Consider the following 15,264-nt stretch of genomic DNA (forward strand, 5'->3'; position numbering starts at 1 on the left):
GTCGGCGGCGGCACGCAAAAGGCGTGGCCGCCGGCGCGGGTCACCACCGGATTCGGGTCAGCCGGTCAGCCCGCCGGCGGCACGGTGGTGAGCAGGGAGTAGCCATGCAAGCAGGAGGCCGCCGGCCGGCGCTTCCGCAAACGATAATGGAGTCAGATTTATGTCACAGCGAATTGCGTACGTAACAGGCGGCATGGGCGGCATCGGCACCGGCATCTGCCAACGCCTGCATAAACAGGGCTTCAAGGTTATCGCCGGCTGTGGCCCGAACTCGCCGCGCCGCACGAAATGGCTCGAAGACCAGAAGGCGCTCGGCTTCGATTTCGTCGCCTCGGAAGGCAATGTCGGCGACTGGGATTCGACCAAAGCCGCGTTCGACAAGTGCAAGGCCGAGTGCGGCGAGATCGACGTGCTGGTCAACAATGCGGGCATTACGCGCGACGTCGTGTTCCGCAAGATGACGCACGAAGACTGGACCGCGGTGATCGACACGAACCTCACGAGCCTCTTCAATGTCACGAAGCAGGTCATCGACGGCATGGTCGAGCGCGGCTGGGGCCGCATTATCAATATCTCGTCGGTGAATGGCCAGAAGGGTCAGTTCGGACAAACGAACTATTCGACCGCGAAGGCCGGCATTCACGGCTTCACGATGTCGCTCGCGCAGGAAGTGGCCACGAAGGGCGTGACGGTCAATACCGTTTCGCCGGGCTACATCGGCACGGACATGGTGAAGTCGATTCGCCCCGACGTGCTGGAGAAGATCGTCGCGACGATTCCGGTGCGCCGTCTTGGCGCGCCGGATGAAATCGCGTCGATCGTCGCGTGGCTGGCTTCCGAGGAATCCGGCTTTGCAACAGGCGCCGATTTTTCGTTGAACGGCGGCCTGCATATGGGCTGATCCACGCGTTCTGCCCGCTCGCAGGAGCAGGGGACCGTGGTTTCAGGTGTGTCTGGCGGCGTCTTGCGCAGGCCGTAGCCGTGTTGTGCTGCGTTGCATGTGAGAGGCGCCGTTTCCGCGCTGCATTGGCGCTCAAAGGCGTTACATGACCACTACTACAAAGAAAACAGCCGAACGACTCATCAAGAAATATCCGAACCGTCGACTGTACGATACGGAGACCAGCACCTATATCACGCTGACCGACGTCAAGCAGCTGGTGCTGGATCAGGAGGAATTCAAGGTCATCGATGCCAAGAGCAACGAAGACCTGACGCGCAGCATCCTGCTGCAGATCATTCTCGAGGAAGAGAGCGGCGGCTTGCCGATGTTCTCGTCGATTATGCTGTCGCAGATCATCCGCTTCTACGGTCACGCGATGCAGGGCATGATGGGCACGTACCTGGAAAAGAACATCCAGGCGTTCATCGACATCCAGAACAAGCTCGCGGACCAGTCGAAGGGCCTCTACGAAGGCAAGACGATGAACCCCGAGGTCTGGTCGCAGTTCATGAACATGCAGGCGCCGATGATGCAGGGAATGATGACGAGCTACATCGAGCAGTCGAAGAACATGTTCGTGCAGATGCAGGAGCAGATGCAGAACCAGGCCAAGACGATGTTCAGTTCGTTCCCGTTCACGCAGGCCACGCCGAACCCGGAGCCGGAGAAGAAGTAAGCGGGGCAATTAGCGGAGAGGCAAGCGGACCGCGCCGGCGCCGCACGAGGATGATGCGTGCCGGCGCAGGCTTGTGTGCATGCCTCAACGGAGATGCCTTCACAGCGGCGACGCCGTCAAGCAAACGAAATGACGAGCCGCTTGCCGCATGCGGCCGCGTACTTGCGCAGCGTAGCGAACGACGGCGAATGCTTTTCGCTCGAAAGCGACGCTTCGAGCCGCGACACGGCCGATGCGGTGGTTCCCATGCGTTCGGCGATTTCCGCCTGCGTGAGCCCGGCTTCGCGGCGCGCCGAAAGCAGCACGCGCAGCGCCGAGTATTCGTCTTCGAGCGCGTCGTATGCGGCGCGCACATCGGGCCTGGCGAGCAGCCGTTCCGTGTCGGCCTTCGTGTGAGCGACCGGCTCGAACCCGTTAGGATTGCTGCCGCGTTGCGCGGTTGCCTTAGCCATGGTGTGATACCTCCTTCTTCAAACGTTGCACTTCTTTTAAACGCTTGCGAGCCTTGCGCAATTCGCTGCGTGGTGTTTCCTGCGTTTTCTTGACGAAGGAATGCAGAACGACGACCTGCCGGTTCACATGCATGCAGTAAAACACGCGCCCGATGCCTCCTCGCCACGCGGACGCAACTCGAACAGACCGTCGCCCATCGCACGCGAGTGCGGCATACGTAAATCCGCGCCGAACTCTTCCATGATGTCCACCAGCCGCAGATAGCCGGCGAGAATTCCATCAGGCAGTTCGAAGACTTCGCGTTTGACCTGGTCATTGAAATAAACGACGTTCCAGGTCATAGGCAAATATTAGCAAATTTGCTATCCACGCACAAGCCCTGCGTGCGGAACAGCGAATGGGGGAAAGCGGCCGGGGCAACCGCGGAGAAAGCGACGGGGGCGACTGTGGGGAAAACGGGCTGACTCATTTGAACTCTGTCCTTTGGCAACTGCCGCTGCGGGTAAAATGCGGACAGCCAGTCTCTCTACGCGGCGATTTTTTCGCCCCTCGTCCGGAAGTAATAAGTTGAACGCCAATACAAACCCCACAGAGCCCGGGAATAAGCCATCGGCAACGCCGAAGGTAGGATTTGTCTCCCTCGGCTGCCCGAAAGCCCTGGTCGATTCCGAACAGATCATTACGCAACTGCGCGCCGAAGGTTACGAGATCTCCGGCACGTATGACGGCGCCGACCTCGTCGTCGTCAATACGTGCGGTTTTATCGACGAAGCGGTGCAGGAAAGTCTCGATGCGATCGGCGAAGCGCTGACCGAAAACGGCAAGGTCATCGTGACCGGCTGTCTCGGCGCGAAGAAAAGCGCGAGTGGGTCGGGCCTGATCGAGGAAGTGCACCCGAAAGTGCTCGCGGTAACCGGTCCGCATGCGGTCGGCGAGGTGATGCAGGCAGTGCACAGCCACTTGCCGAAGCCGCACGATCCGTTCGTTGATCTCGTGCCCGCGGCCGGCGTGAAGCTCACGCCACGGCACTATGCGTATCTGAAGATTTCCGAAGGGTGCAATCACCGTTGCACCTTCTGCATCATTCCGTCGATGCGCGGTGATCTCGTGTCGCGCCCCGTCGCCGAGGTGATGCTCGAAGCGGAAAATCTGTTCAAGTCCGGCGTCAAGGAACTCCTCGTGATTTCGCAGGACACGAGCGCGTACGGTGTCGACGTCAAATACCGCACCGGCTTCTGGAACGGCAAGCCGATCAAGACGCGCATGACGGATCTCGTCGCCGCGCTCGGTGAACTCGCCGCGCAGTACGGCGCATGGGTTCGGCTGCACTACGTCTATCCGTACCCGAGCGTCGACGAAGTGATTCCGATGATGGCCGAAGGGCCGTTCAAAGGCCACGTGCTGCCGTATCTCGACGTGCCGTTCCAGCACGCGCATCCCGAGGTGTTGAAGCGCATGAAGCGCCCGGCCAATGCGGAGAAGGTGCTTGAGCGCGTGCGCGCATGGCGCGACATCTGCCCCGATCTGACGATCCGCAGCACGTTTATCGCGGGCTTTCCAGGCGAAACCGAAGCGCAGTTCGAAACGCTGCTCGACTTTATCCGCGAGGCGGAACTCGACCGCGTCGGCTGCTTCGCCTATTCGCCGGTCGAAGGCGCGAGCGCGAACGAACTCGACGGTGCGCTGCCCGACGCGGTGCGCGAGGAACGCCGCGCGCGCTTTATGGAAGTGGCCGAGCAGGTCTCCGCGAAGCGCATCGCGCGCAAGGTCGGCAAGACGCTGAAGGTGCTCGTCGACGAAATCAATGCAGACGGCGGCATCGGCCGCACTGCCGCCGATGCGCCGGAAATCGACGGCGTCGTCTATATCGCGCCGACGACGAAAGCGTCGAAGCGCTACAAGGTCGGCGATTTCGTTTCGGTGAAGATCACGGGCGCGGACGGCCACGATCTGTGGGGCGAGGTCTGAGCGATGGCCAATGACGCGCGCGCCGCGGCGCCCGAGATTCTCGCGCTCGGCGAGGCGATGATCGAATTCAACCAGGCGCAGCCGGGCCTGCCGACGTGGCTGCAAGGCTTCGGCGGCGACACGTCGAATTTCTGCATCGCGGCCGCGCGTCAGGATGCATCGGCGGGTTTCGTCTCAGCGGTGGGCAACGACCGGTTCGGCGAGTTGCTGCTCGAGTTGTGGCGCGGCGAACGCGTCGATACCTCGTGCGTGCGCGTCGACGAAAGCGCGCCGACCGGTGTGTATTTCGTGTCGCACGGTTCGACGGGGCATCATTTCGATTATTTGCGCGCGGGTTCGGCCGCGAGCCGTTACGCGCCGCACGATCTGCCGCTCGATACGATTGCTGCGGCAAAGGTCGTGCATCTGTCGGGTATCAGTCTTGCGATCAGCGTCACTGCCTGCGATGCGGCGTTTGCCGCAATCGCGCATGCGCGCGCGCATGGCGTGCGCGTCAGCTTCGATACGAACCTGCGGTTGAAGCTGTGGCCGCTCGCGCGGGCGCGTGCGGTGATGCTCGAAGCGATACGGCAATGCGACATCTGTCTGCCGAGCTGGGATGATGTCACCGTGCTCACGGGGCTGACGGACCGCGACGAGATCGTCGACTTCCTGCTCGCGCAGGGGCCGCGCATCGTCGCGATGAAGCTGGGCAGCGAAGGCGCGTATATCGCGACACGCGACGAGCGTCGCGTCGTGCCGGCGCTGCTCGTGAACGCCGTCGATGCGACCGGCGCGGGCGACTGCTTCGGCGGCGCGTTCGTCGCGCGTCTCGTGGCCGGCGACGATGCATTTGCCGCGGCGCGTTACGCAAACGCGGCGGCTGCGCTGTCGACGCAAGGTTATGGCGCGGTCGCGCCGATTCCCGATCGCGAGACGGTCGAGCAGTTGCTTGCGGCGTAGTGGCGCGGCATCGGCGCATGGCGCGCCGCGAACTCGCGCGACAAGCCGCGCAACGAGATTGCAACGGGCGATTGTGCGAGGAAGCGACGCAACTGAATCGGGTAACTGAACTGAGCGGCAAAGCGATCCCCCGCGCGGGCTCGCTGCTATCGGTCGGAACCCGGATCAAGCCCATCAGGAAGGAGGAGCGAGCAATGCAACGTGAAGTAATCGTGGCAAGCGGCGTACGGACGGCGATTGGCGACTTCGGCGGCAGCCTGAAAGATTTCGCGCCGACGGATCTGGCCGCGCGCGTCGTGCGCGAAGCGTTGTCGCGTGCGAGCGTGGCCGGCGACGAAGTCGGGCACGTCGTGTTCGGCAACGTGATCCACACCGAACCGAAGGACATGTACCTTGCACGCGTCGCGGCAATCCAGGGCGGCGTGACGCAGCACGCACCGGCGCTCACGGTGAACCGTCTGTGCGGTTCGGGGCTGCAGGCGGTCGTGTCCGCCGCGCAAAGCGTGCTGCTGGGCGACGCGGACATCGCGCTCGCCGGCGGCGCCGAAAGCATGAGCCGCGCGCCATACATCATGCCGGCCGCGCGGTTCGGCCAGCGCATGGGCGACGCGCGTGTCGTCGATATGATGCTCGGCGCGCTCAACGATCCGTTCCAGACCGTCCACATGGGCGTCACCGCCGAAAACGTCGCGCAAAAGTACGGCATCACGCGCGATGCGCAGGACGCGCTCGCACTCGAATCGCATCGCCGCGCGGCGCATGCCATCGCAGGCGGTTATTTCAAGGACCAGATTCTGCCGCTCACGATCGCCGCGAAGAAAGGCGAGACCGTGTTCGACACCGACGAGCACGTGCGCACCGATGCAAAAGCGGAAGACTTCGCCAAACTCAAGCCGGTATTCGCGAAGGAGAACGGCACGGTGACGGCCGGCAATGCATCGGGCCTCAACGACGCGGCCGCTGCGCTCGTGCTGATGGAACGCGGCGTCGCCGAAAAGCGCGGCATCGAGCCGCTCGGACGTCTCGTCGCGTACGCGCATGCAGGCGTCGATCCAGCGTATATGGGTATCGGCCCGGTCCCGGCCACGCGCAAGGTGCTCGAGCGCGCCGGCCTGACGGTCGCGGATCTCGACGTGATCGAAGCGAACGAAGCGTTCGCGGCTCAGGCGTGCGCGGTCAGCAACGAACTGGGCCTCGACTCCGCGAAGGTCAATCCGAACGGCTCGGGCATTTCGCTTGGGCATCCGATCGGTGCGACCGGCGCGTTGCTGACGGTCAAGGCGTTGTATGAATTGCGGCGCACCGGCGGCCGCTATGCGCTGGTGACGATGTGCATTGGCGGCGGGCAGGGTATTGCTGCGATCTTCGAGCGCGTATAGAACGCTTGCATCGAGTCGCAACCGCAACCGCAGCACAAGCAAGCATGACGAAAGAACCACAGGAATCACGAATGCAGCATACGAAGCCGAATGAGATTCGCGCAACCGTGCGCGGCACGCTCCGGACGATCGCCGTTGCGCTGGTCGTTGCGAGCGCAACGATGGCGCCCGCGGCGCATGCGCAAAGCAATGCGGTGAAGGAACTGGCCGCGCCGCCGCCGATCCAGTTGCCGCTGAAGCCGAGCGCCGAATTCGCGAAGTTTCCGCGCTACGCCGGCATGCTCGGTGCGCGGCAGATCGTGTTGCGGCTCGGGCCGAAAACCGACGATCCGTCCGGCGTGCATGGCGAATATCAGTTCACCGACAACGGCGAGGTGATCCTGATCGCCGGCGACCGCACGGACGATACACTCGAAGTCGAAGAGTCGAACGACGGCACGCATATCACCGGCAACTGGGTCGGCAAGTTCGCCGCCGACGGCACGCTGACTGGCGAGCGTATGAACGTCGACGACTCGAACCCGCAGGAATTCGATTTGCGCCCGCTCGCGGCAGGGGCGGCCATACCACCGCCGACTGCACCCGCGGCGCCTGCAGCGCCCGCAGCAGCGGCGCCCGCCGCCCCAACAGCAACGACGCCGTCGCAGCAGCAAAGCGGCGCGCAAACCGGCGGCCAGGCCGTCAACGGCGTGAGCAACCTGCGCACTGGCGAATAACTTCAACGAGAAAAGCAGATCGGCAAAGCCCGGCCGGTCAAACCCCAGCGGAAAACGAATATGAGCCAATCCCCTCCGAAACACGGTTTGCAGACACGCATCGTCCATCCAAAGGATGACCTGACGCCGGGTTTCGAATCGTTATCGGTTCCGGTTGCACGTGCGTCGACGGTGATCTTCCCGGATCTCGCGACGATGCGTGCGCTCGACTGGCGCAATGACGCGCAGTGGCGCTATGGCCTGCACGCGACGCCGACCGCGATCGTGCTCGCACAGCGGCTCGCGGCGATCGAAGGCGGCAATCACACGCTGTTGCAGCCGTCGGGGCTGTCGTCGATCTCGAATGTGTACTTCGGGTTCGTGAAGTCCGGCGACGACGTGCTCGTGCCCGATAACGCGTACTCCCCGAATCGCGATCACGGCGACTGGCTCGCGCGCGACTTCGGCGTGACCGTGCGCTACTACGATCCGATGATCGGCGCGCGTATCGCCGATCTGATCCAGCCGAACACGCGCTTGATCTGGCTCGAAGCGCCGGGCTCGGTGACGATGGAAGTGCCCGATATTCCTGCCATCACGGCGGTCGCGCGCGCGCACAACATCGTGACAGCGATCGACAACACATGGTCCGCGGGCATTGCGTTCCGGCCGTTCGACCATGGCGTCGACATCTCGGTGCAGGCACTGACGAAGTATCAATCGGGCGGTGCGGATGTGCTGATGGGCGCGACGATTACGGCAGACAAGGCGCTGCATCACAAGCTGAAACTGGCGCGTATGCGCATGGGCCTAGGCGTCTCGTCGGATGACTGCTCGCTGGTTCTGCGCAGCCTGCCGACCATGCAGGTGCGCTTCGAGCAGCACGACCGCACCGCGCTCTCGCTCGCCAGGTGGTTGAAGACGCGCCCTGAGATCGCCGCGGTGCTGCATCCCGCGCTGCCCGATTGCCCGGGCCACGAGTTCTATCAGCGCGATTTCACTGGCGCCGGCGGCCTGTTTTCGGTCGTGTTCGACGAACGCTACAGCGCCGCGCAGATCGATACGTTCTGCGAGTCGCTCGAACTGTTTGCGATCGGCTGGAGCTGGGGTGGGGTCGCGAGCCTCGTGATGCCGTACGACGTCGCGTCGATGCGCAGCGCGTCCGCATGGCCGTACCGCGGTACGCTGGTGCGTTTCTTCATGGGGCTCGAGGACGAGGCGGACTTGCGCGCGGATATCGAACACTGCCTCGGTGCACTTGAGGCGCTTGCCGGCTGACAGCAGCGCTGAATCGCGCGCGAAATGACGCGGCCATGCGCCGCGTTCAGTCGAGAACGGCTCGTCGCCGCGCAAGGCGGCCCGGCAAACGCATATCAAGCACGCGCGGCAGCTCGGGCCGCCCGCGTACTCAAGCTGAAAAAAGCCTTAGCAACCCGTCGAGCCCGACGTAATTGAACGCGACGCTCGCCGCTTCGCGCACCACGGGCTTCGCGCGAAACGCGACGGAAAGCCCCGCATCGGCCATCATCTTCAGATCATTCGAACCGTCGCCGAGTGCGATCGCACGGCTCGGTTCGATGCCAAGCGTCGCGCACGTTTCGCGCAGCGTGCGCGCCTTGACATCCGCGTTGACGATCTCACCGAGCACGCGCCCGGTCAGCTTGCCGTCGACAATTTCCAGCGTATTCGCGCGCGTGAAATCCAGCTTCAGGCGCGCCCGCAGTTTTTCGGTGAAGAACGTGAAGCCGCCCGACACGAGCAGCGTCTTGAGCCCCGCGGCCTTCGCGCCCGCGAGCATCCGTTCGGCGCCCGGCGACAGCTGCAGCCGTTCTTCGTAGACGCGCTCGAGCGCACTCGCATCGAGCCCCTTGAGCAACGCGACGCGCCGCGTGAGGCTCTCGTTGAAGTCCTTGATCTCGCCGCGCATCGACGCTTCGGTAATCGCGGCGACTTCGGCCTTGAGCCCGCAAAAATCGGCGATTTCGTCGATGCATTCGATCGTGATCAGCGTCGAATCCATATCCATCGCGACGAGGCCGAAGTTCGTGAGGCGCTGGCCCGGTTCGACGAACGCGTAGTCGAGCTGATGGGTGCCGCAGTACACCTCGAGATCCGCGCGCTGGGCCACGTTGACGTTGTCGACGCGAATCGCGTGTTCATCGATGACGACGGCCGGCGAGCCGTGCGCAAGCGCGGCAAGCGGTTTGCGATGATCGGCGGAAAGCGGCACAGGGCTTTGAATGACGAGGTTCATGTCGACGCGGAAAAGGGCTGGAAAGCAGGGGCCACAAAGCACGGCTAAAAAGCGCGCGCAAAAATGATGCAGAAAATCTGCGTGTGGCGCAGAAAATCTGCATATTGTAACGGGTGCGGCTCGGTCCCCCGGCAGGGTTGCGACTTGCGCATATATCGACGCGTACCGCAGCGCGGCCGTCGCTTCGCCGCGAGGCTTGGTGCCCAACATTCGCCGCAACCGGCCCCGCATGTTTTGCCGCCCGCCGCGCAACTCTTACAGCCCGCCCACGGCGCGATACGCACACGAATCTGCGCGCCTGCGCGGCGACGCACGGAAAGCCGCGTGGCATGCTTGCTGCTTCAACCGAAGTCTGAACCTCGGGAGCGCACGATGGCACATATGATCTGGAAGGGCGCAATCAGCTTCGGTCTCGTGCACGTGCCGGTGCAGCTGTACCCGGCGACGCAATCGGAGAAGGTCGGCTTTAATCTGCTCGACAAGCGCTCGATCGACCCGATCGGCTACAAGCAGATCAACAAGCGCACCGGCAAAGAGGTTGCGCGCGAGAACATCGTGCGCGGCTTCGAGTACGAGAAGGGCAAGTATGTCGTGATGTCCGATGCGGAAATTCGTTCTGCGAACCCGGAATCGACGCAGACGGTCGACATTCTCGCGTTCGTCGAAGCGCCGGAAATCTCGTTCCTGTATCTCGATACGCCTTATTACCTGACGCCCGATCGCAAGGGCGAAAAAGTCTATGCGCTCCTGCGCGAGGCGCTCAGGGAGAGCGGCAAGGTCGGCATTGCGAACGTCGTGATGCATAACAAGCAGCATCTTGCCGCGCTGATTCCGATCGGGCCGGTGCTCGCGCTGAATACGTTGCGCTGGGCCGGCGAGGTTCGATCGTACGACGAACTGAAACTGCCGGACGAAAATCGCAAGAAGGCCGGCGTCACGCCGCGCGAACTCGAGATGGCGAAAAAGCTGATCGACGATATGAGCGACACGTGGGACCCGTCCGCGTACCACGACACGTTTCACGACGACATCATGGCGCTCGTCGACCGCAAGATCGGCGAGGGCAAGACCGAGGAAATCGGCGAGGTCGAGGAGCCGGCCGAAACGCGGCCGAGCGCTGACATTCTCGATCTGTCGGAGCTGCTCAAGCGCAGCCTCGGAAAAGGGAAGGCCACGCGGAAGACGGCGGCGAAAGCGACAGGCAAAGCCACAGCGAAGTCCGCGCGTGCGCGCGCGAACGGCAACGAGGAAGCCGATGATGATGCGGAAGAAGAAGCCCGTCCCGCACCGCGCCGCGCCGCAAAGAGCAAGACGCCTGCGCGGCGAACCGCAAGCAGTCCGAGCGCGCGCAAACGCCGCGCTGCCTAGGCGTGCCGCCTCATGGAGCCAACCGTCACGATGAATCATGGCCGACAAACTCGAGACCTATCACCGCAAACGACGCTTCGATGAAACACCCGAACCGTCCGGTGCGACCGCGCGGCGCAAAACCGGCAGCCGCAGCGCGGGCGCCGCGCGCAAGTCGACGCACGCGCTTGCCTTCGTCATTCAGGAGCACGATGCGCGGCGTCTTCACTACGATTTCCGGCTCGAACTCGACGGCACGCTGAAATCGTGGGCGGTGCCGAAAGGACCGAGCCTCGATCCGTCGGTGAAGCGCCTCGCCGTGCACGTTGAAGACCATCCGCTCGACTATGGGTCGTTCGAGGGCACGATTCCGGAAGGCCACTATGGCGCGGGCGACGTGATCGTCTGGGACCGCGGCACGTGGGAGCCCGTCGGCGGCGAGGACGAGGCGCGCGCGGCCTACGAAGCGGGCAAGCTCAAGTTCCAGTTGCACGGCGACAAGCTGCATGGCGGCTGGACGCTCGTGCGCAGCCATATGCGCGGCAGCGGCGACAAGGAGCAGTGGCTGCTCATCAAGGAGCGTGACGGCGAAGCGCATGGCGAAAGCGAATTCGACGTGCTCGATGCGTATCCGGGCAGCGTGCTGTCCGATGCGCCGGGTGCGCGAGATACAGGTGCTGCAGATGGCGATGGCAAAGCCGGTCGAGTCGCGGCAAAAGGCGCGCAGGGCACACGCAAGCGCGCGACTACGCAAGGCGCGCACGGACCCAGCGACAGCGCCGCCAACGGTAGCCGGACCTCGCGTCGCAAAGTGGCCGCTTCGCTCGGCGCCACCGCGCTCGCGCAGCCGAACACGACACGCCGTGCGAGCGCCGCGAAGCGCGCCGGCCACCCCGACATCGTCGCGACGCGCAACAGCGAGTCGCTGCGCGAACTCGCCCAAACACCCGCGATCGAAGGCGCGAAAAAGGCCTCGCTGCCCACCGCGATGAAACCGGAACTCGCCACGCTCGTGGATACGCCGCCTGCCGGCGATGCATGGGTCTATGAGATCAAGTTTGACGGCTACCGAGTGCTCGCCCGCATCGATCGTCGCCAGGCCAAGGACCCGGTGCGCATCTTCACGCGCGCGGGCAACGACTGGACCGAAAAATTCAGCAAGCAGGCGAAGGCATTCGCGAACGTCGGCGTCGACACCGCCTGGCTCGACGGCGAAGCCGTAGTGCTCGACGAGCATGGCGTACCGAGCTTTCAGGCGCTGCAAAACGCATTCGATACGCACCGCGAACGCGACATCACCGTGTACCTGTTCGATGTGCCGTACCTGAATGGCTACGACCTGCGCGAGGTGCCGCTCGAACAACGCCGCGCCTTGCTGCGCGCGCTGCTCGAACCGCTCGACGACGACGCGTTGCGCTACTCGGCCGACTTCGGCACCGACGCTGACGCACTGCTTAAAAGCGCGTGCGAGATGTCGCTCGAAGGCATCATCGGCAAGCGGCGCGACAGCCGCTATGCGTCAGGCCGCTCGTCGGCGTGGATCAAGCTCAAATGCCGGCGGCGCCAGGAGTTCGTGATCGGCGGCTATACGGAACCGGGCGGTAGCCGCGCGGATTTCGGCGCGTTGCTGCTCGGCGTCTACGACGAAGACGGCAAGCTCCGTTATGCGGGCCGCGTCGGCACGGGCTTCGATGCGAAGCGGCTGCGCGCCGTGAAAAAAGAGCTCGACGCGCGCGAGACCTCAAAGATGCCGTTCGCGAGCGTGCCGAGCGAACGCAGCCGGACACCCGTGCATTGGGTCAAGCCCGAGCTGGTCGCCGAATGCAATTTCGCCGAATTGACCGATGAAGGCATCGTTCGCCAGGCCTCGTTTATCAGCCTGCGCAGCGATAAACCCGCGCGACAGATCGTGATCGAAGCACCGCGCAAAGGAGCTGATGTGCAACAGACCAGTGACGAAGAGACTGCCGCTTCGCGAAGCACACCGCGCACGAAGACGCGCGCGGCGGCGTCGCAGGGCGCAGCGAAAGACGACGGCACGGCGGCAACGAAACGCGCCGGCAAGGCGTCCGCTTCACGCAAAGCCGCGCACTCTGAAAGCGACAATGAGCCCGAAGCGGCGCCCGCCTCGCGCACGTCGAAAGCGAAGGGCGCCACGCAGACCGTCGCAGGCGTGCGCATTTCGCATCCGGACCGCGTGATCGACAAGCACACCGACACCCGGAAGATCGAGCTCGTGCGCTACTACGAATCGGTGGCCGACTGGATGTTGCCGCATCTGCGCGATCGCCCGGTGTCGCTCGTGCGCGCGCCCGAGGACATCGGCGGCGAGCTGTTTTTCCAGAAGCACGCGGAAAAGCTGTCGATTCCGAATATCACGCAGCACCCGGGGCTCGACCCCGGACACCCGTCGCTGATTACGATCGATAGCGCGAAGGCGCTGGTCGGCGCGGCGCAGATGGGCACGATCGAACTGCATACCTGGAACGCGGTGGCGTCGAATATCGAGAAGCCTGATCGCGTCGTGTTCGATCTCGATCCGGATGCGGCGCTCGGCTGGGAGCGCATGATCGAAGCCGCGCAACTGACGCACACGCTGCTCGACGAACTGGGGCTGGTGTCGTTCTGCAAAACGAGTGGCGGCAAGGGCCTGCATATCGTGGTGCCGCTCACGAAACACGAGGGCTGGGACGAAGTGAAGGCGTTCTCGCAGGCTGTCGCGCAGCATATGGCGACGACGCTGCCGAAAAACTTCGCCGCGAAGATGGGCGCGCAGAACCGCAAGGGCAAGATTTTCGTCGACTACCTGCGTAACAACCGCGGCTCGAGCACGGTCGCTGCGTATTCTGCACGCGCGCGCCCGGGCCTTGGCGTCTCGGTGCCGCTGACATGGGATGAAGTGCCGGAAACGACGGCCGGCGACCAGTGGAATATCGCGAATCTGCACGAGCGCTTGCAGTCATTGCGCGAGGATCCGTGGGCCGCTTACGCGAAGACGCGGCAGCGCATCACGGCGGCGATGCGAAAACGCCTCGCGGGCGAACGCGGGTAGCGGTTATACGGCCATGGCCACTCGCTATCCGCTGTCGACGCGAACCCGGATCCGAACCCGAACCCGAACCCGAACCTAAACGTGGACCCAGGCGTAGACCCAGGTTCGGACCGAACCCCGAAACCAGACGGAGAACCCGATCATGAAGACTTCGACTCAACGCGCAACCGGCGACCAGAAGCCGTCGGCCGAGCGCGACAAGCAGCACGTGGGGCGGCAGCACGCGTCGCATGAAGCGTCGGCGCCGTTGCCGCACGAGACCGATCAAAGCCCCGAATCGCAGCATGAGGACGATGCGCGCGGTATCGGCAAGCAGGCGCATCGCGACGTCGAGCAGGGCCTCGAAGACACGGACCGGCGCGGCGGCGATGACTATCAGGAGCGCACGCAGAACGACGCGCATGCGAACCGCAATTCGCGAGGCAAGGGCACGCGCAAACACTAACCGGCCGTCCGACGTCGCTTTATTAGGGGCTGTCCCATTACGGGCGGTCCCACGTCGCTTTATTACCACCCGTCCCAATGCGGGCCGTCCCAATACGGCGGGTCGCCGAAGCGTTCGGCCAGAAATTCGATAAACGCGAGCGTCTTCGGCGGCACGAACGCGCGGCTCGGGTAGACGGCCCAGATCGCGACAGTCTCGGCAAGCGGATAGCTGTCGAGCACCGTGACGAGCGCGCCGCTCTTCAGATGCGGCGCGACGTCCCACATCGACTTCAGCGCGATGCCGAAGCCGTCGAGCAGCGCGTCGCGAATCACTTCGCCGTTATCGGTTGCGAGCCGTCCTTCGACGCGTACGCTGACCGGTCCCGCAGGCGTCACGAACGACCAGTCGCGCTGCTCCGACAACACGATGCACTCGTGCGCGGCAAGGTCCGACGGATGATGCGGCGCACCGTGTTCGGCGAGATAGGCGGGCGCGCAGCACAGTACGCGCCGGTTCGCCGCGAGCCGCCGCGCGACCAGCGACGAATCCTTGAGTGCGCCGATGCGGATGGCGAGATCGACACCGCCGTCGACGAGATCGACGATGTGATCGGTTAGCCGCAAATCGACGCTGACGCCGGGATAGCGCCGCAGAAACGCCGCGATCGCCGGCGACACATGCTGGCGCCCGAACGACGACGGCATCGAGACGCGCAGCCGTCCCTGCGGCTCGGCCTGCGCGCGTCCGACCGATGCGCGCGCCGCGGCGGCCGCTTCGAGCAGCGTCTGCGCGCGGCTCATAAATACTTCGCCATCCTGCGTGAGGCTGATGCGGCGCGTGGTCCGATGCAGCAGGCGCGCGCCGAGTTCGTGCTCGAGGTTCGCGATGCGCGCGCTCGCCACTGCCGGCGAGAGCCCGAATTCGCGGCCGGCCGCCGACACATTCGCGAGCAGCGCCGCGCGCACGAACAGAGCGACGTCGAGCAGATCGAGCCTGTCGCGCGGATCGGGAGCGGGGGCGGCAAAGGTCATTCTTCGGAAATTCCTGAAAATGTTTTAGTGATTATCGCTGTTTTCGGCGAAGCGGCGAGTGACTACGATGTGTTCATCTACACCGACGCATCTACAC

The 15,264-nt window shown here is 64.1% G+C and carries 13 protein-coding genes and 1 pseudogene; 10 read left to right on the plus strand and 4 right to left on the minus strand.

Features of this window, described 5'->3' with window-relative positions; translation table 11 throughout:
- The first annotated feature begins 160 nt into the window (after nt 1–160).
- Both KZJ38_RS10210 and phaR read left to right on the plus strand, forming a co-directional pair.
- Entirely contained in the window at nt 161–901 is a 741-nt protein-coding gene (locus KZJ38_RS10210) for a 3-ketoacyl-ACP reductase (protein ID WP_219799927.1), read from the plus strand.
- 145 nt (nt 902–1,046) lie between these two features.
- Nucleotides 1,047–1,619, plus strand: coding sequence for a polyhydroxyalkanoate synthesis repressor PhaR (gene phaR, locus KZJ38_RS10215; protein ID WP_219799928.1), 573 nt, complete (start codon nt 1,047–1,049; stop codon nt 1,617–1,619).
- 116 nt (nt 1,620–1,735) lie between these two features.
- Here phaR and KZJ38_RS10220 read toward each other — a convergent pair whose 3' ends face one another.
- Both KZJ38_RS10220 and KZJ38_RS37100 read right to left on the minus strand, forming a co-directional pair.
- Nucleotides 1,736–2,071 carry a helix-turn-helix domain-containing protein gene (locus KZJ38_RS10220; RefSeq protein ID WP_219799929.1) on the minus strand — a complete coding sequence of 112 codons (336 nt, stop codon included), beginning with the start codon at nt 2,069–2,071 and terminating at the stop codon, nt 1,736–1,738.
- A pseudogene (locus tag KZJ38_RS37100) lies at nt 2,064–2,413 on the minus strand (type II toxin-antitoxin system RelE/ParE family toxin). The gene KZJ38_RS10220 and the pseudogene KZJ38_RS37100 overlap by 8 nt, the downstream one beginning before the upstream one ends.
- A 166-nt stretch (nt 2,414–2,579) precedes the next feature.
- On the opposite strand from KZJ38_RS37100, the gene rimO reads away from it, so the two are divergent.
- The 5 genes from rimO to KZJ38_RS10250 all read left to right on the plus strand — a co-directional run bounded on the left by rimO (nt 2,580) and on the right by KZJ38_RS10250 (nt 8,334).
- Entirely contained in the window at nt 2,580–4,040 is a 1,461-nt protein-coding gene (gene rimO / locus KZJ38_RS10230; protein ID WP_425518339.1) for a 30S ribosomal protein S12 methylthiotransferase RimO, read from the plus strand.
- Nucleotides 4,041–4,043: 3 nt separating this feature from the next.
- Nucleotides 4,044–4,982, plus strand: coding sequence for a sugar kinase (locus KZJ38_RS10235; RefSeq protein ID WP_219799931.1), 939 nt, complete (start codon nt 4,044–4,046; stop codon nt 4,980–4,982).
- Nucleotides 4,983–5,176: 194 nt separating this feature from the next.
- A complete protein-coding gene (gene bktB / locus KZJ38_RS10240; protein WP_219799932.1) occupies nt 5,177–6,361 on the plus strand; it encodes a beta-ketothiolase BktB in 1,185 nt (394 codons plus the stop codon).
- A gap of 71 nt (nt 6,362–6,432) precedes the next feature.
- Nucleotides 6,433–7,077: a hypothetical protein gene (locus KZJ38_RS10245; RefSeq protein ID WP_219799933.1), complete on the plus strand. Its 645-nt coding sequence runs from the start codon at nt 6,433–6,435 to the stop codon at nt 7,075–7,077.
- Between the two features lie 60 nt (nt 7,078–7,137).
- Entirely contained in the window at nt 7,138–8,334 is a 1,197-nt protein-coding gene (locus KZJ38_RS10250) for a cystathionine beta-lyase (protein WP_219799934.1), read from the plus strand.
- A 130-nt stretch (nt 8,335–8,464) separates the two neighbouring features.
- Here KZJ38_RS10250 and serB read toward each other — a convergent pair whose 3' ends face one another.
- Entirely contained in the window at nt 8,465–9,310 is an 846-nt protein-coding gene (gene serB, locus KZJ38_RS10255) for a phosphoserine phosphatase SerB (protein WP_219799935.1), read from the minus strand.
- Between the two features lie 372 nt (nt 9,311–9,682).
- Here serB and ku point away from each other — a divergent pair, with 372 nt between their 5' ends.
- The 3 genes from ku (at nt 9,683) to KZJ38_RS10270 (ending at nt 14,154) form a co-directional block, all read left to right on the plus strand.
- Complete coding sequence (gene ku / locus KZJ38_RS10260) at nt 9,683–10,678, plus strand: non-homologous end joining protein Ku (RefSeq protein ID WP_219799936.1); 996 nt, start codon at nt 9,683–9,685, stop codon at nt 10,676–10,678.
- Between the two features lie 37 nt (nt 10,679–10,715).
- On the plus strand, nt 10,716–13,709 hold the full coding sequence (gene ligD, locus KZJ38_RS10265; protein ID WP_219799937.1) for a DNA ligase D: 2,994 nt from the start codon (nt 10,716–10,718) through the stop codon (nt 13,707–13,709).
- A 142-nt stretch (nt 13,710–13,851) separates the two neighbouring features.
- Nucleotides 13,852–14,154, plus strand: a complete 303-nt coding sequence (locus tag KZJ38_RS10270; RefSeq protein WP_219799938.1) for a hypothetical protein — start codon at nt 13,852–13,854, stop codon at nt 14,152–14,154.
- 62 nt (nt 14,155–14,216) lie between these two features.
- On the opposite strand, the gene KZJ38_RS10275 is transcribed toward KZJ38_RS10270, so the two are convergent.
- Nucleotides 14,217–15,167, minus strand: coding sequence for a LysR family transcriptional regulator (locus KZJ38_RS10275; protein ID WP_219799939.1), 951 nt, complete (start codon nt 15,165–15,167; stop codon nt 14,217–14,219).
- Between the last annotated feature and the right edge of the window lie 97 nt (nt 15,168–15,264).

The organism is Paraburkholderia edwinii (genome assembly GCF_019428685.1).
Classification (GTDB): domain Bacteria; phylum Pseudomonadota; class Gammaproteobacteria; order Burkholderiales; family Burkholderiaceae; genus Paraburkholderia; species Paraburkholderia edwinii.

Coding starts and splice junctions, on each gene's coding strand:
- KZJ38_RS10270 (WP_219799938.1), top strand. CDS start 13,852: ATGAAGACTTCGACTCAACGCGCAACCGGCGACCAGAAGCCGTCGGCC.
- rimO (WP_425518339.1), top strand. CDS start 2,580: ATGCGGACAGCCAGTCTCTCTACGCGGCGATTTTTTCGCCCCTCGTCC.
- KZJ38_RS10235 (WP_219799931.1), top strand. CDS start 4,044: ATGGCCAATGACGCGCGCGCCGCGGCGCCCGAGATTCTCGCGCTCGGC.
- serB (WP_219799935.1), bottom strand. CDS start 9,310: ATGAACCTCGTCATTCAAAGCCCTGTGCCGCTTTCCGCCGATCATCGC.
- bktB (WP_219799932.1), top strand. CDS start 5,177: ATGCAACGTGAAGTAATCGTGGCAAGCGGCGTACGGACGGCGATTGGC.
- KZJ38_RS10250 (WP_219799934.1), top strand. CDS start 7,138: ATGAGCCAATCCCCTCCGAAACACGGTTTGCAGACACGCATCGTCCAT.
- KZJ38_RS10245 (WP_219799933.1), top strand. CDS start 6,433: ATGCAGCATACGAAGCCGAATGAGATTCGCGCAACCGTGCGCGGCACG.
- KZJ38_RS10210 (WP_219799927.1), top strand. CDS start 161: ATGTCACAGCGAATTGCGTACGTAACAGGCGGCATGGGCGGCATCGGC.
- KZJ38_RS10275 (WP_219799939.1), bottom strand. CDS start 15,167: ATGACCTTTGCCGCCCCCGCTCCCGATCCGCGCGACAGGCTCGATCTG.
- KZJ38_RS10220 (WP_219799929.1), bottom strand. CDS start 2,071: ATGGCTAAGGCAACCGCGCAACGCGGCAGCAATCCTAACGGGTTCGAG.
- phaR (WP_219799928.1), top strand. CDS start 1,047: ATGACCACTACTACAAAGAAAACAGCCGAACGACTCATCAAGAAATAT.
- ku (WP_219799936.1), top strand. CDS start 9,683: ATGGCACATATGATCTGGAAGGGCGCAATCAGCTTCGGTCTCGTGCAC.
- ligD (WP_219799937.1), top strand. CDS start 10,716: ATGGCCGACAAACTCGAGACCTATCACCGCAAACGACGCTTCGATGAA.